Genomic DNA, 20,356 nt, shown 5'->3' with positions numbered 1-20,356 from the left:
CAATATCGCCTGGTTAGCCTCTTCCGCTTTCCTGTTGTCCTTTGACGATCGCTTAAGCCCCAGTTCGCGATCTCTCGCGCTGAAACCCGCAATCCGGCAATGAGCGCGTCAGTTCGGGCGCCTGGCAAGAAGTCCGGCGAGTGCTGTAATCTCGCGCTCGAGCACTTCGGGCGTTATTCCGATGAACCGTCCTTCCAGGCTGAGAGAGATTACCCCATGAACGGCCGCGAAGAACGTGCGGGCACGAACTGCCACGTCCTCCTGAGCAGCCTCCGGAAACTGCTGCGCAAGCGGTGCTGCGATGAGACCGATCAGAAAGCCGTGTTCGGCAAGATGCCACTCGGGGACCGGGGCACCCTCGGGCATTCTGTGTTCAAATAGCGCCGACCATAGATTTCGCTCTGCGAGCGCAAAACGGAGGTAGGCGAGCGACAGGCTCAGGAAGGCCTCCTGAACATCTGCCGCCGGTTGGACCGCAGCGTTGAGGGCGGCTTCCAGGCGCTTCAATGTACCCGAGTTGATATGCAGGATCAGTCCGTCGAGATCATCGAAGACGGTGTAGAGCGCGCCGAGTGCTGCACCTGCACGCTCGGCTATATCGCGGGCGCGCAGGTGCTTTAATCCTTGCTCCCGGATCAGCTCCGTGCCGGCGGCAATAAGCCTCGATCTCAGATCTTCCTTCTTCGCTTCACGCTTTCCGGCCACTGGCCACCTCATTTTGTTGAACGATGTTCATTTTCAATATTGAACAACGTTCATTTTTGTGAGAGAACATTATTGAACATTGTTCATACATGGAGGTGAGGAGATGTTCAAACAAATCGTAACGCTCTTGCGCGGTCGCGCTCATATGGCGGAGGAGGCCTTCGCCGATCGGCATGCGCTGCCCATTCTTGCTCAGCAGATACGCGACGCTGCCCGCGGTGTCGAAAGCGCGCGACGGGCCGTCGCTGTGGCCATAGCGCAAAATCGCCTGGAAAAGGAAAACGCCGAGAGGCTTTCCGCTCACATCGAGGAGCTCGAAATCCGCGCCATTGCAGCCCTTGAAAAGGGGCGAGAGGATCTGGCCGCGGAAGCCGCAGCCTCGATCGCGCGGCTGGAAACCGAACTGCAGAATGCGCGCCAGGTTCAGGCGGAATTTGCAGACGGAATAGATCGGCTGAGGCAAGCGGTGCGGCAGAGCGAAACGCGCCTGGAGGCGCTGCGCCGCGGCGAACGCCTGGCCGCCGCACGTGACCGGACGCAGCGCCTTTCCAAAGAGGTGCCCGGCAATGATCTCGCGACACTCAGCGACGCCGAGGCAACGCTCACGCGGCTCGAAACGCTTCAGCGCGAGGCCGAATTGACCGCCGAGGCGCTGATCGAGCTGGAAGAGCGGCCGGATCCGGCAGCACTTGCGCAGAAACTGGCTGCGGCCGGTTGCGGACGCCCTCTCGTGACAAGCGCCGACGACGTGCTCGAGCGCTTGCGCGCCAAGATGAACCTTACGCTTTAGAACCTCTGTTTCTCAAAGGACAACGACGATGAACGACAGCCTGATGAAACACTCCCCGGCCTGGACCTCCTTCTCTTATGTTAGCTTCGGGGTGGCCGCTTTCATGGTGGTGATTGGCCTTTACATGATGCCGATCGACCTCTGGGGCAAAGGGTACCTGGCCATGGGCATCCTGATGCTGCTGCAGACGGCCGTGAACGTCACCAAGACGCTGCGCGACAATCTGGAGGCAGAAAAGCTCATCCGCAGGATCGATGATGCCAAGACCGAGAAATTGCTGCTCGGCATTAAGGCCGACGAAGTCTAATCGCTCATCAGCCTTGTCGCCATGGCGAACAACCTGTGGACGAGTGCGTAACTATTTTCATCTAGAACGCTCAAAAAAGGGAGACGTTCCGTGAAAACCAATCTCATGACATCCCGGCGCTTTGCGCCGCTCTTCTGGACGCAGTTTCTATCCGCGTTCAACGACAATTTTCTTAAGAATACGCTCGTCTTCCTCATCCTCGCAACCGTGGCGGCCGATGATGCGGGATCGCTGGTCACGCTGGCCGGCGCCGTCTTCATGGCGCCGTTCCTAGTCTTTTCCGCACTCGGCGGCGAACTCGCCGACAAGTTCGACAAGGCGATCGTTGCCGAGCGACTGAAGCGCTGGGAGCTTGCTGCCGCAGGCGTTGCGGTTGTCGGGATCGCGTTCTCCTCCATCGCGGTGCTGCTGGTTGCGCTCTTCCTGTTCGGCGCCATCTCCGCGCTCTTCGGGCCGGTCAAATACGGTATCCTTCCCGACCACCTGGAGCGCAAGGAACTACCGCGCGCCAACGCCTGGATCGAGGGTGCGACGTTCATCGCCATTCTCAGCGGCACTGTCATCGCAGGGATTGCCGCAGCCGACGGCGTCAATCCCTGGCTGTTTGGTCCCATGATGCTCGGCCTGGCGCTCGCCTGCTGGCTTTCGAGCCGCTACATTCCGCGTCTTGGCGCCAAGGCGCCGGACCTTGTCGCCGATCGCAACGTCTTGCGCTCCACCGGCCGGCTCGTTGCGTCGCTGCGCGGCGACAGGCGGCTTTGGCGCACCGCGCTGATGGCCGCCTGGTTCTGGCTGGCAGGCGCTATCGTGCTGTCGCTGCTGCCGCCGATGGTGAAGAATCATCTCGGCGGCGACGAAACCGCAATTACCGCCTATCTCGCTGTCTTTGCCGTGGCCATCGGTGTCGGCTCCGCAATCGCGGCCTGGATGTCTGCGGGCCGTATCGTGCTGCTGCCGGCACCAGCCGGCACGCTGATCATGGCGCTCTTCGGCCTCGATCTCGCCTGGTGCGTCGGGCATGCCGGTGCGGTCGCCCCGACGGAGACGCTCCCTGCCTTCTTCGCCGGTCCCTACACGGTACGGATCGCCATCGATCTTGCCGGCATGGCGATTGCCGGGGCATTCCTCGCCGTACCCACGCTCGCAGCGCTTCAGGCCTGGGCGCAAGAGGACCAGCGTTCGCGCGTCATCGGTGCGTCGAACGTGCTGTCTGCAGCCTTCATCACCGTTGGCGGCGGCCTTGTCGCGATCCTGCAGGCATTGGGCATGTCGACACCGGTGCTCTTTGCTGGCCTTGCCCTTGCCAATGCCGTTGCGGCCTGGGTTATGCTGCGCACGCTGCCGACCAACGCATTCCGCGATTTCGTCTCCATCCTCTTCCGCGCCTTCCTGCGGTTGGAAGTCGAAGGCCTCGACAATCTGAAGAAGGCCGGTCGCGCACCGATCATTGCGCTCAACCACGTGTCCTTCCTCGATGGTGCGCTGGCGCTGGCACTCACCGAGGAGGAACCGACTTTCGCGGTCGACTACACGATCGCCAAGGCCTGGTGGGTCAGGCCGTTCCTGAAGATGTGCAACTTCCTGCCTCTGGATCCGTCAAAGCCAATGGCAACGCGCACGCTCATCAAGACAGTCAACAATGGTGAGCCGTTGGTGATCTTCCCTGAGGGCCGCATCACGGTAACCGGTGCGCTGATGAAGGTCTATGACGGCGCCGCGATGGTGGCCGACAAGACCGGCTCCATGGTCGTGCCGGTGCGTATCGATGGGCTGGAGAAGAGCTACTTCTCACGCCTCAGTTCCATGCACGTTCGCCGTCGCCTGTTCCCGAAGGTGAAGGTCACCATTCTGGAGCCGGTTCGCCTGTCCGTTCCGGAAGAACTGAAGGGCCGCAAGCGCCGCATGGCCGCGGGTGCTGCGCTCTACCAGGTCATGTCGATGCTGATGTTCCGCACCACCGACACGGACACCACCGTGATCGAGAAGGTAATCAAGACGGCCAGGGAGCGCGGGTTCAACAGGCTCGCCGTGCAGGACCCGGTCACCGGTTCGCTCACCTATGGCAAGCTATTGACCGGTGCGGCCGTGCTCGGCGCGAAGTTCCAGTCGCTCTTCCCGAACGAAAAGGCGCTTGGCGTTCTCCTGCCCAACGCCAACGGTGCGGTTGCCACCATCCTCGGCGTGATGTCCGCCGGTAAGGTACCGGCCATGCTCAACTTCACCGCCGGTGCAGCCAACATCATCTCGGCCTGCAAGGCAGCCGAGGTCCGTCATGTGCTGACGTCGCGTGCCTTCGTCGCCCAGGCGAAACTCGGGCCCGTCGTCGAGGAATTGGCGAAGACGGTGGAGATCGTCTGGCTCGATGATCTGCGCCAGACGATCGGTCTTGCCGACAAGCTGCGTGGTCTTTTGCGAAAGGGGCGGCCGCTCGTCCGGCGCACGGCCGACGAGCCGGCGGTCATTCTCTACACTTCGGGATCCGAGGGTACGCCGAAGGGCGTGGTGCTGACACACCGCAACATCCTCTCCAACGCGGCCCAGGCTGCTTCGCGCATCGATTTCCACTCGGGCGACAAGGTGTTCAACATCCTGCCGGTGTTCCATTCCTTCGGTCTCACGGCCGGAACGGTCCTGCCGCTCATCTCCGGCGTGCCGGTCTATTTCTATCCGTCACCGCTGCACTACCGCATCATCCCGGAGTTGATCTATGCGTCCAACGCGACGATCATCTTTGGGACCGACACCTTCCTGAACGGCTATGCACGAACGGCGCACCCCTATGACTTCCGCTCGATCCGATACTGCTTCGCCGGCGCCGAGCCGGTCCGGACAGCCACCCGTGCGCTCTACATGGAAAAGTTCGGCGTCCGCATCCTCGAAGGCTATGGTGTGACCGAGGCCGCGCCGGTGATCGCGCTGAACACACCGATGTTCAACAAGGCCGGCAGCGTCGGCAAGATCATGCCGGGCATGGAGTACAGGCTCGATGCCGTGCCGGGTGTCACCGAGGGCGGACGGCTCTTCATCCGCGGCGCCAACGTCATGGCCGGATATCTTCGCGTGGAAGCGCCCGGCGTGATCGAACCGACACCCGACGGCTGGCATGACACCGGCGACATCGTCACGGTTGATGAAGATGGCTTCATCGTCATCCGCGGGCGGGCCAAACGGTTCGCCAAGGTCGGCGGCGAGATGGTTTCGCTCAGCGCCGTGGAGGCGCTGGCGGGCGAGATGTGGCCCGGCCAGTTGACGGTCGTCGTGTCGCTGCCTGATCCCAAGAAAGGTGAGCGCCTGGTCATGCTCACCGACGCTCCGGGTGCGACACGCGCCGCCTTCCTCCGCTTCGCCAAAGACAAGGGTGCCATGGACATGATGGTTCCCTCCGAGGTGAGGGTAGGTGCCGTACCGGTGCTCGGTACCGGCAAGGTGGACTTCGTCAGCGCCCAGAGGCTTCTCGCCGAGACGGCAAAGGCCGAGAACGCCGCCTGAGGATGTCGAAAAGGAAGCCGGCCCTTCAGGCCGGCTTCCCGTCCAGCACGAGATCGCCTGCCGGAAGGCGATACTTCGGAACGGTCGACGGTGCCGGCCCGACGCGCAGCACGTTGATCAGCCGGTGTCCGGGTGGCAGCGCGAAGCGCTCTCGCAACGCCTGCGCAGCGGATGGCAGGTCGGCAAGCACCGCCATCGGCCAACCGGCAAAACCAAAGCGGGTGAAGCTCAGCCAGAAACGGTAGAAGGCTTGTCCGGAGACGATCGGGCTCTCATTCTCCGGCGGTGAAACAGGAGACAGGCGGCTGCCGTCATCGTCTTTTCCAACTCCGCGACGAGAGCTTGGCCAAGCCCCAGGCGGTCGGCAATGTCGAAAAGCGGTGAGGCCAGAAGATGTCCCGCCAGTGCACCTTCCAGTCGTCCCATCTGCAAGGCTGCGAGGTTGAGGCCGTCAGTGGAATAGGCCGGATGCCGGGGTGACAGTCGCATCCATCTTACGAGTTCATCGCGGAATGCGCGTTCTCGCATGATTGCGAGGCTTGACCGGTCGTTGAGCGACGCAAGGAAGGCAAGGTCCTCGCGGCCGTAGGCAAGCCTCACATCGACCGCCTGAACGGCCCAGTGTTCGAGCTTCTTAATCTGCTCAGGGGAGGTTGGCGAGAAACGCGCCCGCCATGTGAACCGCCTGGCGGTCCACTCAGAAAGCGCCGGCGGCACCGCGTCCTCGCCGGTAAGCTGTAGCCGTGCGGCCAACCGATAGCCGGGTCTCCAATCGAGTAGATTGTGCGTCCAGAGATCATCGATCGTCACACCGATCCCGCGGGCTGCGAGCGCCATCGCCATGCCCTCAAGTGCCGCCCCACAGGAAAGCCCCATATCGCGGCTGGTCGGATCGCCGACGCTCAGATGCCGGGAGAGGTCGGCGGCAAGCAGGACGCGTCCCTCCTCGTCGAGCGCCCAGCGCGCGGGCTGGGTGTTGTGGACGGAAGGGGCGAGGTTGGCCTCCGCCGCGAGAACGGCGAGCATGGCGGCATCAACGCGCTTCATAGCGTCTTTCCGAAGAGATGCAGGCGATGAAGCGGCCTTGCGCCCGCCTTCTCCGCCTGTCTCAGGCTCGCCGCGTTGACGTCTGCAATCCAGGTGCCACCGGCGGTGTCATAGCCGGCACGGCGCATCTCGCCCAGCACATGGGCAAGCAGCAGCGGGTTGAGCCCGCGTCCCTGGTGTTCCGGCTTCACACCCTGGAATATGATCACGGCGCGGCGGCGCTTCAGGCGATGCTTGAGCAGGTGCCAGGGCGCAGTCAGCCCCAGCCGTGAGCCCATCGCCTTCAGCATCGGATTGACATCAGGAATGGCGATCACCGCGCCGGCAGGCGTGCCGTCCTTTTCCGCGACCGCCGAAATGCGTGGATCCATGATCCACTTCATCTCCTTGGACTGAAACTCGAACTCCGCACGGCTGACGGGCACGAACATCGGATTGTCTGCGAAGCTCTCGTAGAGGATCAATCGGGAGTCTTCCAGCCTTTGTTCGAGCGTCGATCGCCGGATTGGCGAAAAGCGGAAACCGTCGTCGAAAAGAGCGCGCATCTGCGCGCTGGCAAGCAATCCGTCGATCTCCACGGTGCGAATGTCGATTTCGAAAGTGGTCATCGGGAAACAGGGCGCATAGCCCCGGTTTTCCAACAAGCGAGGCAGATAAGGCGGTCCCCAGATCTGGTCGGTATAGGGCGCGTTCTCGAAACCACCGGTCATGACGCCCACCTGCTGCATGGCCGTCAGGTTGAAGTTTCCAAGGATCTCCCGAAAGCCCTTCGCGCGCGCCCAATCCTCTGCTCGCTCCAGGAGGGCGGCTGCGACCCGTTCATCCTCGGCGCAGTCGAAGTAACCGAAATAGCCGCGATCAAGTGCGAACTGCGCGTTCGATGCGCGATGCACATGCGCCGTTATGCGCCCGCGCACGGCACCACCCTCATGGGCCGTGAAGCAGGCATAGTCGGCAGCCGTGTCGAAGAGTGGATTCGTCTCGGCGGAAAGGAAGCGCTTGAGGTCGCTCAGCATCGGCGAGACATAGGGTTTCCGCGCACCGTAGATCTGAAAGGGCGCTGAGAAGAAGGCGTCGATATCGCCGGTACGGATATCAATCATGAAGCGGGTCTCTTTCGGAGATCAGCATGGCCATGCGCTGGAGGACCTTCAATTCGGTTTCTGCACCCGGCGTGGCAGAGACGGAAGGCATGTTGAGCGCAATCAGTCGGAACGGCCGGTTGGACACAAGCATGACGTGGGTTGCCTCGTATTTTTCAAGCAGCCAGGACATCTGCTCCGCATCCTCTTGAGGAAGGCCTCCCGTCTCGGCAATGCGCAGCAGTGGGCGGGTCGCAAACAGCGCCTTGACCGTGGGCAAGTCGAGGTCGGAGAGTTCGTCCTCGCCAAGCAGAAGTGCGCCGTCGACCAATGGATGGTTCTGCAGCTCCTCGAGAAAGCCCAGCGTGTCGTCGATGCTGTCCTCCGCCAGATGCCGGATCAGGCTTTGCCGCCGTTGCTCCATGCGCAGGCTGATGCTGTCCTTCCAGATCACGCCGAGCAGGGCGGCACTGAGGATGACGCTTGCCGCTCGCACCAGCGCGGCTGGTTCGAGGCTGTTTTCGACGCCGATGACGAGGGCTGCAAGGAGCGCAACGGAAAGCAGGATGACGAAGGAGACCACCGTGTCACGGTGCCCGACGGCGCGCTGGCCAAGGCTGATGAGCAGCCAGCACAGGAACAGGATGGCGACCCCGCCGAGCCGCACTGGCTGGTCGATGTAGACGGAGCGAAAGTCCGTCACGAGCAGCGGAAGGATCAAAAGCAGCGAGAGAGCAATGCGGTCGACGGCCTGGTTTTCCGCCTTCGACAGGCTCGTCCGATCGCGCGTCACTGTCATGTGACCGGCAAGGGCGAAGGTGACCAGTTGGTAGAGGAACAGCAGTGCGACCCGCCAGGGTTCGGCGAGCGATACCGGCAGGAATGCGAGGACGAAGAAGGTGGCCGCGCCGCCGGCCGCGATCCACTTCGTGTTTCTCGGCGCGTGTCGCCGCAACAGGCCCTCGGCAAGCAGAACGGTCGAGAGCGGGACGAGCCCCGCGGTTATGATCGTCGCGGCCTTGAAGATGAAAAGGTCCGTCCACCAGGCGAGCACCCGGCTCGCCATCAAGGCCGCCAGCACCTGCAGACCGAAGAGGAACCGACGGTTCAACGGGCTCTTGGCGTCGAAACTGCGGATCACCCCGATGAGCACGAGCAGACCACCCAGTGCCGCCAGCGAAACGAAACTATCGGCAATAAGCGAGGTGTTCATGGCGTCGCCGGAGCTGCAAGTCGGGTCAGGTAGCGCCTTACCAGCGGTCGCAGCAGTGCCGCAACGAGCGCATTGCGGGGTCGCTCGACGCGTCCGGCATGCGGGTTGAAGAACCAGCCGCGGCAATCGGCGGACTGTGGGCGGCCGAGGATTGCATGGATCGCCTCATAGGCCATCAATGTGCCCGTTGAGATCACCATCGGCGCGAAAGACATGCGGCTGCGGGTGCCGGCGATCACTTCACCGGCGAGCGACAGGTCGACATGGTGACGGGACGACGAATGCACCATCACATATTCCGCCTCGCGCAGGAACGCCTCGGCCCGCTGGTCCGGCGTCAACGCGTTCCAGGCCGTGCCGACAGTCGGATAACCGAGCCGCTCCTCGGGCATCGAATCCTGCGGGCGTGTCACATAGACGGAGGGCAGCGGCGAGGCGTAGGCGTCGATCACCGTCTGGCCGTGATCTCGCGACGTGCGATAGAGCAGCAGGCTGGCGCCGAGATCGTCGGTTCCGTTGATGACGACATCGGCTGCGGCAATGATCGCATCGGCATGGTCGGTCCATTCGGGCCCGTAGACGGTCACGTCCAGGCCGGGATTGATCTTGAGGCAAAGCTCGCGGGTTGCCTGCGCCTTCGGCATGCCGATCGTGTCGGCGAAGCAGAAGACCTGCCGGTTGAGGTTCGAAAGCTCGAAATCATCGATATCGGCAAGAACCAGGCGACCAATCCCGGCGCGCGCGAGCGACTGGATACAGGCGCCACCCATGCCGCCGGTTCCACAGACGAAAACGGTCGCCTGGCTCAGGCGCCGTTGTTCCGCTTCGGTGACGAAGCCGATGTTGCGTGTGGTGAAGGTCTCGTAGGAAAATTGGCTGCTCATCGGCTGGGCCTCAACACGCCCCACTGCCGGCGGCTGTCAGCCCAATGCAACGCGGGCAGCACGAGCCTTTGTACGAGGATGACACTACTTGCAACGGCAAGGCGACCAAGCGCGTTGCGCGGCACGCTTTCCATGAGGTAGCGCTGAGCCGCATTGAGATCCAACTGTCCGATTTGCAGGAGGTCGTCACCGCGATCGTAGTCGAGTTCGGCGGCGCAGAAGTCGTTATACTCCGCCTTGCGGTGCTTCGGGGCCGCCTCGAACGTCTTCTTCAGGTTGTCGGAACCGCCGGTATAGGAATTGGTGATGACGAAACGATCGGCATCGAAGCCGGCGTCAGGGCCGACCCCGAAGACATGGCGATGTGATTCCATGATGGCCGTGGCGATCAGTTGCTGGCGCAGGGATCTGCGTGCGCCACGGGTGGGTGCGGGAAAGACGCCGCTGAAGGTCTCGGCCACCATGCCGGCAACGGCCGGCACCTGGGTGACATTCGAAATCCAGAGCGGGCGAAGCTGGTTGCGCAAAAAGAGAAGGAAACAGGTGAGGCCGTAGAGGATCCAGGAAAGCCCCTGGCTGCGAACCGCCGGGTCGATCATCACGAGCCCCAGATGGAGGACTTCGACCGGTTTGCCGGAAAGAGAGACCTGGAGGACAGGCAGCGCGTTGAAGGCAACCGGCTCACCGTCGGAAACCCGGTAGACGACCGTGACGATCGTTCGGGCGAGCGCATCTTCACGCTCGGAGAAGATGCCGTACCCGAGCTCCCCATCGGGAACCGACCGTTGCACGACTTTTCGCAGGTCCTGCCTTAGCCTGGCGACCTCGCGCTCGTTCATCCATAGCCCGGGAGCTTCCACGATCCTTGCGCGGAAGTCTGGCGATGTCTTGAATGAAAGATCGAGGCGCTTCTTCAGAACGACCGATATCAGATTGTACAATGTCCCGCGTCCGCAGCTTCAATTCTGGGGTGGAGCTTCTGCAAGCTTCGGTCGCATCCTTGCGGAAGAGGACAAACATTTGGTTTAATTCCTGGAAGAGATGCCGGGGCGAGCGCAATCATGCTCCCGCCCCACTGGTTGTGCCTGGATGTCTGACGCGGCCTTAGAGGCCGGTCGTCTTCAGCAACTGTTCTGGGTAGCGCTCTCCCTCGATCGGGATTGCCGCGGCCGCTGTTTCGATTTCTGCGAGATCGGCATCCGTCAGCGCGACATTGACCGAGGCGAGGTTCTCTTCCAGGCGATGAAGCTTGGTCGTGCCGGGGATCGGGACGATCCATGGCTTTTGTGCCAGCAACCAGGCGAGCGCGATTTGCGCAGGCGTGGCGCCCCTGTCGTCCGCGATCCTCTTTAGGAGATCGACGAGCGCCTGGTTCTTTTCCATTGCCTCGGGCGTGAAGCGCGGCAGGATCTTGCGGAAGTCGCCCTCGCCGAGCCTGGTATCCTTGCTCATCGCACCGGTAAGAAAGCCCTTTCCGAGCGGGCTATAGGGCACAAGGCCAATGCCGAGCTCTTCGCAGGCTTCAAGGATGCCGTTCGTCTCCGGGCCGCGGGTCCAGAGCGAATACTCGTTCTGGAGCGTGGTGACCGGCTGGACTGCATGCGCCCGCCGCACGGTTTGAGCCCCGGGCTCGGACAGGCCGAAGTGCCGAACCTTGCCGGCAGCGATGAGATCCTTCACAGCGCCTGCGACGTCCTCGATCGGCACGTTTGGATCGACGCGATGCTGATAGAAGAGGTCGATGACATCGACCCCGAGGCGTTTCAGCGATGCGTCGCAGACCGAGCGGATGTGCTCCGGCCGACTGCTCAAGCCCGACTGCTTGCCGTCAACGATGTTGAAGCCGAACTTGGTGGCGATGACCACGCGGTCGCGTACGGGCTTCAGGGCCTCGCCGACCATCTCCTCGTTGGTGAAGGGGCCGTAGACCTCCGCGGTATCGAAGACGGTCACGCCGCGATCGACCGCCTGGCGGATCAGCGTAACGCCCTCCTGCCTGCTGACCTTGCTGGCATAGCCGAAATCCAGGCCCATGCAGCCAAAGCCGAGGGCTGAGACTTCTAGACCCGCTCTTCCGAGAATTCGCTTCTTCATGTCTTTGCTCCGTTCGTGATAGCGGCGAGCGCGCACGAGACCAGCCGGCGCTCTCTTCAAGAGGGCACGCCGGTTCAACGCGTCCTGGCCTCAATCTAGATCTCGCGGAGAAATTCGGTTAGATGATAAATCAAGAATGAACCTATATTGTGGATTCATGAATGAAGCGAGATGAACTGGGTGATCTTGTCGCGTTCCTGACGGTTGGCGAGGAACGTAGCTTCACCCGAGCGGCCGCCCGCCTCGGCACGTCCCAGTCGTCGCTCAGCCATACGGTGCGACGGCTTGAGGAGCGCATGGGCGTGCGCCTCTTGACCCGGACGACGCGCAATGTCGTGCCGACGGACGCAGGGGAACAACTGATGGAGACGCTGCGCCCGGCCTTCAACGACATTCGCAGCCGGCTCGACGCGCTGAGCGCGATGCGCCAGCAGCCGGGCGGCACCATCCGCATAACCTCCAGCCGCCACGCGGCCGAGACGATCCTCATGCCCGCCGTGAAAAGGCTGATGGCCGAGTACCGAGAGATCAGCGTCGAGATCTCGATCGACCAGCGCTTCGTCGATTTGGTCACTGAGCGCTATGATGCGGGTGTGCGGCTGGGCGAAAGCATCGAAAAGGACATGATCGCCGTCCGCATAGGTCCGGATCTCAGAATGGTGGTGGCGGGGTCGCCGGACTATTTTGCACGCTACCCCAGGCCTCAGACACCTCATGATCTGACGGGGCACAATTGCATCAATCTGCGCCTGCCCACGCTTGGCGGACTATACGCGTGGGAGTTCGAACGCGACGGTCGCCCGCTCAATGTCCGCGTCGAAGGGCAATTCGTCTCTAATGATGTGCCGATCATCATCGACGCGGCTTTAGGCGGCCTGGGCCTTGCCTGTCTTCCCGACGATCACTTGGGACCGCTCGTCAAATCGGGACGGCTGGTGCCCGTGCTGGAAGATTGGTGCCCGCCTTTTCCCGGATTCCATCTCTACTATCCAAGCCGGCGGCTGGCGTCGCCCGCGTTTGCATTGCTGGTCGAGGCATTGCGCTTTCGCGGTGCCTAGCGTGCCGCGACGGGCCGTGGACGAGCACTATCGATGATGTGGAACTGCGCTCGTTTTAGCGACCGCCAAGGGGCGAGGGAGCCGGGCAGGGCTCGGCTCCCCGTTGGTCCGTAGCGATATCAGGGCTGGTAGTCGGCAGGGGCGATGATCTTGCTGAAATCGTAGGAGGCGACCTTTTCGCGCGTCACCAGCAAAGCGGGGGCTTCAATGCGGCCCAGCACCTTGCCGCCTTCGATCGCGGCGGCCGCCTCGCGCATCGCATCGCGTCCCATCGACACTGCCGGCTGAAGCGACGCGCAGGTGAGCGTGCCCCTTTCAAGGGCGGCGCGCGCGGCGTCGTTGAGGTTCGAGGTCGAGACCTTGATCTTGTCGGTCGCCCCAGCCTGTGTCAGCGACTTGATCGACTCTATCGCCATGGTGTCGGCCGCGGTGAAGATGCCGTGAATGTCCGGGTGGCTCTTGGTCCAGTCGGTCGCCGCCATGCCCGCATCCTTGGTGCCGCCGGCCTTTTCGGCGACGATCTTGATCTCGGGAAATCGGCTTCGATGGTGCTCTTGAACCCGTTGACCCGAAGCTTGGCCCACATTTCGTCCGGACCGGGATTGCGTTCGTGCCGTCATTCCAATTGACAATATACATACGTATGTATAGTTATGATCTGAATTGCGGAACGGCGACCAGGAGACGGCATGAAGGCGAACGACAAGCGGAAGGAGCGCGGCGATCGCGCCCGGGCGAACATTCTTCATCACGCGACGCAGATCGCGTCGGTGGAGGGGCTGGAGGGATTGACGTTCGGACGGGTGGCGGCCGATGCCGGTGTGGCGAGAGGCAACGTTCAGGTTCTCTTTGGCGACCGGGAAGCCTTGCAGTTGGCGACGATCGAGAACGGCGTGGCACTTTATGCCGAAACGGTGGTTGGCCCCGCGATGGCACTCCCGACAGCGGTGGAGCGCCTGATCGCTCTGATTGAGGGATGGTACACATTCGTTGAGCAGCGAACGCTGCCCGGCGGCTGCCTGGTGCATGCGCTCAGCAGCGAGTATCGCACCCGGCCGGGAGAGATCCGCGACCGTGTCGAGCATCACCGGGCCGAGGCGAGACATCGTATCGTCGATCTGGCAAACGCGGCGATCAACGCAGGCGAGCTTCAAGGCGGCATTGATGTTGGCGTGCTGGCCTTCGAACTGACATCCTACCAGGCATCGGCCAATGTGGCAGCGCTCATGGGGGAGCCTGAGCAGTTCGAGCTGGCACGCCGTGCGTCCAGGGAGCGCCTTGCCGCGGCACGGGGTGTGTGATGGACAACGACCCCTTTCACGCCGGAGAGCAGCAACTCCAGAGCCTCTTTGCCGTCCGTGAGCAACTGGCCGGGTCGCGCGCGATACAGGCGAGCCTGCCACCCGGCTTTGCGGGTTTCCTTGCGGAACTGCACTATGTCGTTCTTGCCGTGCCTGACCGGGAGGGGCGGATCTGGGTCACCATGGTCTTCGGTCGGCCCGGCTTTCTGAGCGCACCAGATGCCATGCGTGTGCGTGTCGCAGCACGCCCTGACGCCGCAGATCCAGTGGCTCGTGGCATTGTCGAGGGAACTCCGATCGCGATCCTTGCGATCGATCTTTCGACCCGGCGGCGCATCCGCGTCAACGGTAGCGTAGGTCGGGTGGGTCAAAGCGATTTTGTCATCGACGTGCAGCAGGCCTTTGGAAACTGTCCGCAATACATTCGTCCGAGGGACGTTAAACAGGCGGTCGGCGCAAGTGGAGAGCCGCTTCTGATCTCGGCCGATACAAGTTTGGCTCGACGTGTCGTTGCTGGTGCCGATACGTTTTTCGTTGCGACCCGCGCCGCCTCCGATGCCGGCGGCGATATGGATGTTTCCCATCGCGGCGGTCCGGCCGGTTTCGTGCGGTGGGACGGCGACTGCCTGATCTGGCCGGAATATCGCGGCAACTACTATTTCAACACCCTCGGCAACCTGCTCGTCGATCCTGCCTGCTGTCTGCTGTTTCCTGATTTTGGCACGGGCGAGATGGTGGTCATGACCGGACACGCCGTGCTCGACGGCTTCGACGGCCGCCTGAGGCGCTCGCATGAGGGCATGCCGATGAACGGGCTGGTTCGCTTCAAGCCTGACCTCCTGATGAGCCGCACTGCGCTGGCGCGCCCGTAGTTCGATCCTATTCCAGTTTTGTCATTCGCATCTTGGCACCGGTCGTAACATGGCCGTGCCGGAAAGGTCTTGCCATGGTCAATGCCACGCTCGAAACCCCGCATGAGGCCGATCAGCCGCAGGCGACCAATCCATGGCTTTCGGTGTCGATGCTCGCCTTCGGCGTCTTCGTTGTCGGGACAGGTGAGTTCGTTCTGGCGGGCCTGTTGCCGCTTCTCAGCAGTTCGCTCGACATCGCGCCATCCGTTGCAGGGCAGGTCATTACGATTTTCGCTTTGACGTGCGCGATCGCGGGTCCGGTTCTCGTGGGCGTGACTGGCGGCTGGGAACGCCGAACCGTTCTCCTCGTCGCAGCCCTTGTCTATCTCTTCGGCAGTGTCTGGACCGCGCTTGCGCCAAGCTATGCGCAGGTTCTGATCGGTCAGGTCGTGGCGGCTCTTGGCGTCGGGCTGTTCGTGCCGACCGCCACTGTCACCGCCGCCGCCATGGTCCTGCGGGCACATCGGGGCAGGGCGATGGCTCTGGTCGTCAGCGGCTTTACGGCGGCCACTGCGCTTGGCGCGCCGCTGGGCACGGCTTTCGGCGGCGTGTTCGGCTGGCGATCGACCATGTGGCTTGCAACCGGGCTGGCAGCCCTCGGCGTCGTCGGCGTCGCCGTCTTCATTCCGAAGTCGATCAGGATCGCAACGACGACGGGCTTGCTGCAGCAGTTGCGGCTGCTGCGTAACCCGCAAATCCTGGCGGTCCTCGGAGTAACGCTCCCCGCCTTCACCGCGGTCTATCTGCCCTACACGTATATGGGCATCATCTTTGCGACCGCCACGCAAGGAAACAGCGTCTATCTGGCCGGCCTGATGGCGACGCTCGGCGTGATCGGCACGATCGGCAACCTGGGTGCCGGCATGCTTGCCGATAGGGTTGGCGGTCAGAAGGTTGTGGCAATCGCCTTGCTTTGGCTCATCGTCAGCATGCTGATCCTGCCGCTGACCACCGAGACACTGGCATCGGCCTTCGCGATCATCGCATTCTACGGGATCGCCGCCTTTGCGATCACGACGCCGCAGCAACACCGGCTGATCTCGCTGAAACCGGAGGCCGCCGGCGTGCTGGTCTCGCTCAATCAGGCCATTCTCTACCTTGCCATTGCGCTATCCGGTTCGATCGGTGGGCTTGGAATAGAGTGGGCAGGTGCTGGCAATCTCGGCTTGGTGGCGGCAGCGCTGGCAGCGGCGGCATTGCTGTTATCGGCGTCGATGAGATCGAGTGCCGATCGGAGCTGACAGGCAGGCAACCCGCCGGGTGTTCGGGCACCTCGTGCCCGGCTTGCCCTCCCGGACTATCCGCCGTGCCGCCGTGCAGGATAGAGCCAGGCAATCAAGAGAACTGCCATGGTGACGTCCGGTGCCGAGGCATCGCCATCGATCCGGACGCTGACCGTGCCACGGTCGGGAGCGCATTAGCCAGGACGGAGGCTGTTCTGAGCCGTGGACGTTTTGGCCAACGGCGTCTTCTCCACATTGAGTATCCAATCCCGGAAGGTCGCAATCTTTGGATTGTCCTGGGCGTGCTCGGGACACACCAGGTAATAGGCAAACTCGTCTATCAAAGCCGCGTCCATGAGCTTCACCAACTCACCGCTGGCGAGTTCCGCTGCAATCATTGCAGCGGGCAGCAACCCTGCGCCATGGCCAGACAGGATCGCCTTCAAAATAAGGCTGCTATCGTCAAACGACGGACCGCGGGGAGAACGGAACTCTTCCACGCCATTTGCCTGGAACCAAAGGCTCCATCCCTTGCGGTCGGCATCATGGACATGCGGCCAGCGGATGAGATCGTCCGCGCATCGAGGGACGCCGAGGCGATCGACGAGATCAGGGGCTGCCACGGCGACCATCTCGACGGTTACGACGCGGTCGCTGCGCAAGCCCGGATAACGGCCGGCACCATGACGCACCGCGACATCGACGCTGCCGCGAGAGAAATCGGCAAGGGTGCTGCTTGCGACGATTTGGAGATCGATTTCGGGGCTGATCTCCTGGAAGGAGTGCATGCGCGGCAAGAGCCATGCCGATGCGAAGAATGGCGTGACGCTGACTGTCAGCATGCCGCTGTCGTTGGAGGCCATGACGCGTCGCGAGGCTTCGGCAATCTGGCGAAAGGCATTGCGGACCGCTGGCAGGTAGTCCCGGCCCGCATCGGTCAAATAGATGCCGCGTGTCACTCGTTCGAACAGCTTCACGCCAAGATGTGTCTCGAGCGATTTCAACATCTGGCTGACCGCGCCCGGAGTGACGCAAAGCTCGTCGGCCGCCATCTTGACCGAGAGATGGCGGGCGGCGGCCTCGAAAGCCTTCAGGGCATTGAGCGGGGGAAGGTGGCGGCTCATGATTTAGATTTTCTAAGTTATAGGGATGATTAAATCTGGTTTGTCGGCCGAGTATGATGTGCTTTATCACATTAAACTGTGCTTGTCTCGCTCCTCACGAGGAACAAGAGGCGCGATTGAAGGTAGATAGATTTTCTAATGTATTTCGCTCACCGCAGTCGGGAAAAATTGAATGACGATAGTTTCGGATGATTTCACTTTGCTCAGCCTCACGGAGATCGGAGACAGAATCAAAAGAGGGAGCATTTCCTCGCTGGCGATCACCGAGGCGCAGCTTCGGCGCATCGCGCGACTGGAACCGGACCTCCACGCCTATGCGCAGGTGATGGACACAAGCGCGCTGGAACAGGCGAAGGTGGCGGATGAGGAAATCGCCGCTGGACGCCATCGCGGCCCGCTGCACGGCGTTCCGATCGCCGTCAAAGACCTGTGCTGGATCGAAGGCGTGCCAACCAGGGCTGGCACACTCGTCCATGGCAATTTTGTTCCGGACGAAGACGCCACTGTCGTCAGACGCCTCAGGCAAGCAGGCGCGATCATTATCGGCAAGACGCAAATGACCGAGGGAGCGTATTCGGACTACCATCCGGCAATAACCCCGTCTGTCAATCCGTGGAGCGCGGACTACTGGACCGGGATTTCCTCGAGCGGTTCAGCTGTCGCGGCGGCAGCGGGCCTTTGTTTCGGTGCGATCGCGTCCGACACCGGCGGCTCGATCCGCTGGCCGGCGGCCGCAAATGGTGTCACGGGCCTCAAACCGACATGGGGGCGCGTCAGCCGGCACGGCGTTTTCGATCTCGCTCCCTCCCTCGACCACCTCGGTACGATTGCGCGAAGCGCCATGGATGCGGGGATCATTCTTGCCGCCATCGCGGGAAGTGATCCGAAGGACCCAACGGCGGCAGCGCAACCGGTGCCGGATTTCGCTTCCGCTTCGCGAAGCGGGGTCGGCGGTCTGCGGATAGGCTTTGATCCAGGGTGGAACAGCGAGGACGTGGAGCCTCAGACACAGGCCGCACTCGCCGCTGCCTCGGACGTTTTTTCCGATCTTGGCGCGCACATGGTCGAGATCAGGTTCCCGGACGTGAGCCAGGCCGTTGCCGATTGGGTGCCGAACTGCGCCGTGGAGGCGGCAGCCGTTCACGCGCGAGACTTTGCTGCGAACAAAGACTTGTACGGGCCTATCCTTGCCGGCGTCATTGAAAAGGGCAAAGCCGTCTCGGAGGCGGAGTATCAGCAGATCCTTCTGCGACGCGCGATTTTCCGCCGTGACGTCGAAGCCTTGTTTGCATCCGTCGACCTGATTTTGACCCCGGTTCAGCCGTTCGCTCCCCTGACACTCGCTGCCATCGCGACACTTGGTGAGCAGCCGGATCTGATCGCTAGGCTGCAGCGCTATACCTGCCCCCTCGATATGAGCGGCCATCCGGCACTGACTTTCCCTGCAGGTGTCGCAAAGGACGAGATGCCGATCGGCCTTCAATTGCTGGCTGGTCAGTTCCAGGAACTGACCCTTGTGCGCGCCGGAGCGGCATTCCAGGGGCATACGGCTTGGCACCAGAGACACCCGGGAAAAGGGTGACGGAGACGAACGATCATGAACGCTCACCGCCAGCGCCAAGGCATCTTCTACGGATGGGTCGTCGTCGCCGCGACGTTTACGCTGACATTCGTAGGTTTTGGTAGCGCCTATACCTTCAGCGCCTTCATCGAGGTATTGCAGGAGGATCTCGGGGCATCGCGTGGCTCCGTTTCGCTTGTTTTTTCTTTGGCAGGGTTTTTGTACTTCGCCCTGGGCGTGATTTCCGGTCCCCTTGCGGATCGGTTCGGAGCAAGATCGCTTTGCCTTGTCGGCATGGTCCTTGTCGGCTTCGGCCTTGCCTTGGCGGGCCAGGCGCGCACCATCGCCGAGGTCTATGCCGCCTATGGGCTCGGAATAGGTCTGGGCGTGGGATGTGCCTATGTGCCGGCCCTTGGGGCCGTTCAGCGCTGGTTCGTCGCGCGACGTGGCCTGGCATCGGGTCTTGCGGTCAGCGGTATCGGCTTGGGCACGCTTGTCATGCCGCCGCTGGCGACTTGGTTGATCGCCGCTTTGGGCTGGAGAGAGGCCTATCTGGTGCTCGGTGGAGCGGCCGCGGCCTTCGGCATAGGCGCCGCATTGCTGCTCGAAAACGATCCGGGGCGACGTGGTCTTCGGCCGGACGGAGTCTTCGTCGAACCGGGCGTCGTGAATTCGGCAGCAAAGGAGGGCGTTTCGGTCAAGGATGCGATACGGACTCGGCAATTTGTCGGCATGTATGTCGCATGCCTGTTGAGTGCAGTCGGCGTGTTCGTTCCCTTTGTTCATCTCGTCCCGTTTGCAGTCGATCACCAGATCGCTCCGACGGTCGCCGTTCTCCTCCTGAGCGCGATCGGTGTTGGGAGCACGGCGGGGCGCTTCTGCCTTGGGGGGCTTGCCGATCGTTTGGGTCGCGACACTTTCCTGGCGGCAATGTACGCGGGCATCGCCGTGTCGCTTGCGGTTTGGGCCTTTGCGACCGGGCTTTTGGCCCTTGTTGCCTTTGCTCTGTTGTTCGGATTGTTCTACGGTGGCTGGGTCGCGGTGCTGCCGGCCGTGGTTGCCGATCATTTCGGCCGCCGCAATGTGGGCGGGATCATCGGGCTTCTTTACACGAGCGTCGCAATCGGCACGCTGATCGGCCCGAGCCTCGCCGGCTTTATCTACGACGCCAGCCACAGTTACTTCCCGGCCATTGCGATCAGCGGAGGCGCCAACGCGGTGGCCGCGCTTGTGGCGATCGTGACCATCGGTCTCAAATCAAGTACGGCTGCGGAAGGGCTTTGAACTGGCGGTGCAGTTTTTTCGTCCGTTTCGCAATTGCATATCGCTGCCATGCGTTCGCATTGCTTGCGATAAATTGCTAACGATACAACCAATGAGATATGGTCGAGGGTGAGGGAACGAATGCCGTTCCATCCCTTGCGCGTTTCGCTTGCCGTCACGCATGGCCCCAATCGAAGCCGGCCGAAGAATGGGCCTCGATACTTTGTGAGGGGGCGGTTGCGCAGGTGCCAGGAGCACGAGCCCAACACCCCCCTTTAGCGGGCGTAGTATTTCAGCCAGCCCG

At 62.3% G+C, this 20,356-nt stretch carries 19 protein-coding genes; 9 read left to right on the top strand and 10 right to left on the bottom strand.

The genetic code is table 11. From position 1 onward, the window contains the following. Positions 1–108: 108 nt before the first annotated feature. Entirely contained in the window at positions 109–705 is a 597-nt protein-coding gene (locus tag ASD63_RS28945; RefSeq protein ID WP_060530224.1) for a TetR/AcrR family transcriptional regulator, read from the bottom strand. Between the two features lie 103 nt (positions 706–808). Here ASD63_RS28945 and ASD63_RS28940 point away from each other — a divergent pair, with 103 nt between their 5' ends. From ASD63_RS28940 to ASD63_RS28930, 3 genes are all read left to right on the top strand, one after another. Then, positions 809–1,495: a PspA/IM30 family protein gene (locus tag ASD63_RS28940; protein ID WP_060530162.1), complete on the top strand. Its 687-nt coding sequence runs from the start codon at positions 809–811 to the stop codon at positions 1,493–1,495. A 28-nt stretch (positions 1,496–1,523) separates the two neighbouring features. Then, positions 1,524–1,802, top strand: a complete 279-nt coding sequence (locus tag ASD63_RS28935; protein ID WP_034796305.1) for a YiaA/YiaB family inner membrane protein — start codon at positions 1,524–1,526, stop codon at positions 1,800–1,802. Positions 1,803–1,892: 90 nt separating this feature from the next. Then, positions 1,893–5,291: an acyl-[ACP]--phospholipid O-acyltransferase gene (locus tag ASD63_RS28930; RefSeq protein WP_060530161.1), complete on the top strand. Its 3,399-nt coding sequence runs from the start codon at positions 1,893–1,895 to the stop codon at positions 5,289–5,291. Between the two features lie 25 nt (positions 5,292–5,316). Here the strand turns inward: ASD63_RS28930 and ASD63_RS35370 are convergent, their stop codons facing one another. From ASD63_RS35370 to ASD63_RS28900, 7 genes are all read right to left on the bottom strand, one after another. Beyond that, positions 5,317–5,487, bottom strand: coding sequence for a hypothetical protein (locus ASD63_RS35370; protein ID WP_156624194.1), 171 nt, complete (start codon positions 5,485–5,487; stop codon positions 5,317–5,319). A 32-nt stretch (positions 5,488–5,519) separates the two neighbouring features. Continuing rightward, positions 5,520–6,338, bottom strand: coding sequence for a hypothetical protein (locus ASD63_RS28925; RefSeq protein WP_060530160.1), 819 nt, complete (start codon positions 6,336–6,338; stop codon positions 5,520–5,522). Beyond that, positions 6,335–7,441, bottom strand: coding sequence for a GNAT family N-acetyltransferase (locus tag ASD63_RS28920; protein ID WP_060530159.1), 1,107 nt, complete (start codon positions 7,439–7,441; stop codon positions 6,335–6,337). The genes ASD63_RS28925 and ASD63_RS28920 overlap by 4 nt, the downstream gene beginning before the upstream one ends. After that, positions 7,434–8,633 carry a hypothetical protein gene (locus tag ASD63_RS28915; RefSeq protein ID WP_060530158.1) on the bottom strand — a complete coding sequence of 400 codons (1,200 nt, stop codon included), beginning with the start codon at positions 8,631–8,633 and terminating at the stop codon, positions 7,434–7,436. The genes ASD63_RS28920 and ASD63_RS28915 overlap by 8 nt, the downstream gene beginning before the upstream one ends. Next, complete coding sequence (locus ASD63_RS28910; RefSeq protein WP_034796311.1) at positions 8,630–9,517, bottom strand: ThiF family adenylyltransferase; 888 nt, start codon at positions 9,515–9,517, stop codon at positions 8,630–8,632. Before ASD63_RS28910 ends, ASD63_RS28915 begins: the two co-directional genes overlap by 4 nt. Continuing rightward, positions 9,514–10,458, bottom strand: coding sequence for a hypothetical protein (locus ASD63_RS28905; RefSeq protein WP_156624193.1), 945 nt, complete (start codon positions 10,456–10,458; stop codon positions 9,514–9,516). The genes ASD63_RS28910 and ASD63_RS28905 overlap by 4 nt, the downstream gene beginning before the upstream one ends. 163 nt (positions 10,459–10,621) lie before the next feature. After that, complete coding sequence (locus ASD63_RS28900) at positions 10,622–11,611, bottom strand: aldo/keto reductase (protein WP_060530157.1); 990 nt, start codon at positions 11,609–11,611, stop codon at positions 10,622–10,624. A 161-nt stretch (positions 11,612–11,772) separates the two neighbouring features. Here ASD63_RS28900 and ASD63_RS28895 point away from each other — a divergent pair, with 161 nt between their 5' ends. After that, a complete protein-coding gene (locus ASD63_RS28895) occupies positions 11,773–12,669 on the top strand; it encodes a LysR family transcriptional regulator (protein WP_060530156.1) in 897 nt (298 codons plus the stop codon). A gap of 119 nt (positions 12,670–12,788) precedes the next feature. Here the strand turns inward: ASD63_RS28895 and ASD63_RS35365 are convergent, their stop codons facing one another. Continuing rightward, entirely contained in the window at positions 12,789–13,253 is a 465-nt protein-coding gene (locus tag ASD63_RS35365; RefSeq protein WP_034796317.1) for a substrate-binding domain-containing protein, read from the bottom strand. A 105-nt stretch (positions 13,254–13,358) separates the two neighbouring features. On the opposite strand from ASD63_RS35365, the gene ASD63_RS35360 reads away from it, so the two are divergent. The 3 genes from ASD63_RS35360 to ASD63_RS28875 all read left to right on the top strand — a co-directional run bounded on the left by ASD63_RS35360 (position 13,359) and on the right by ASD63_RS28875 (position 16,122). Next, on the top strand, positions 13,359–13,970 hold the full coding sequence (locus ASD63_RS35360; RefSeq protein ID WP_060530155.1) for a TetR/AcrR family transcriptional regulator: 612 nt from the start codon (positions 13,359–13,361) through the stop codon (positions 13,968–13,970). Further along, on the top strand, positions 13,970–14,842 hold the full coding sequence (locus tag ASD63_RS28880; protein ID WP_060530154.1) for a pyridoxamine 5'-phosphate oxidase family protein: 873 nt from the start codon (positions 13,970–13,972) through the stop codon (positions 14,840–14,842). Before ASD63_RS35360 ends, ASD63_RS28880 begins: the two co-directional genes overlap by 1 nt. A 74-nt stretch (positions 14,843–14,916) precedes the next feature. After that, a complete protein-coding gene (locus tag ASD63_RS28875) occupies positions 14,917–16,122 on the top strand; it encodes an MFS transporter (protein WP_060530153.1) in 1,206 nt (401 codons plus the stop codon). A 176-nt stretch (positions 16,123–16,298) separates the two neighbouring features. Here ASD63_RS28875 and gcvA read toward each other — a convergent pair whose 3' ends face one another. Further along, positions 16,299–17,228, bottom strand: coding sequence for a transcriptional regulator GcvA (gcvA, locus tag ASD63_RS28870; RefSeq protein ID WP_060530152.1), 930 nt, complete (start codon positions 17,226–17,228; stop codon positions 16,299–16,301). Positions 17,229–17,400: 172 nt separating this feature from the next. On the opposite strand from gcvA, the gene ASD63_RS28865 reads away from it, so the two are divergent. After that, a complete protein-coding gene (locus ASD63_RS28865) occupies positions 17,401–18,810 on the top strand; it encodes an amidase (RefSeq protein ID WP_060530151.1) in 1,410 nt (469 codons plus the stop codon). 15 nt (positions 18,811–18,825) lie between these two features. Beyond that, positions 18,826–20,073, top strand: coding sequence for an MFS transporter (locus ASD63_RS28860; protein WP_060530150.1), 1,248 nt, complete (start codon positions 18,826–18,828; stop codon positions 20,071–20,073). The last annotated feature ends 283 nt before the right edge of the window (positions 20,074–20,356 follow it).

The sequence above is a fragment of the Ensifer sp. Root558 genome (assembly GCF_001427045.1).
In the GTDB taxonomy this organism is placed as follows: Bacteria; Pseudomonadota; Alphaproteobacteria; order Rhizobiales; family Rhizobiaceae; genus Ensifer; species Ensifer adhaerens.
The sequence above is the reverse complement of the archived record's forward strand: the minus strand, read 5'-3'. Positions and strand labels throughout refer to the sequence as shown.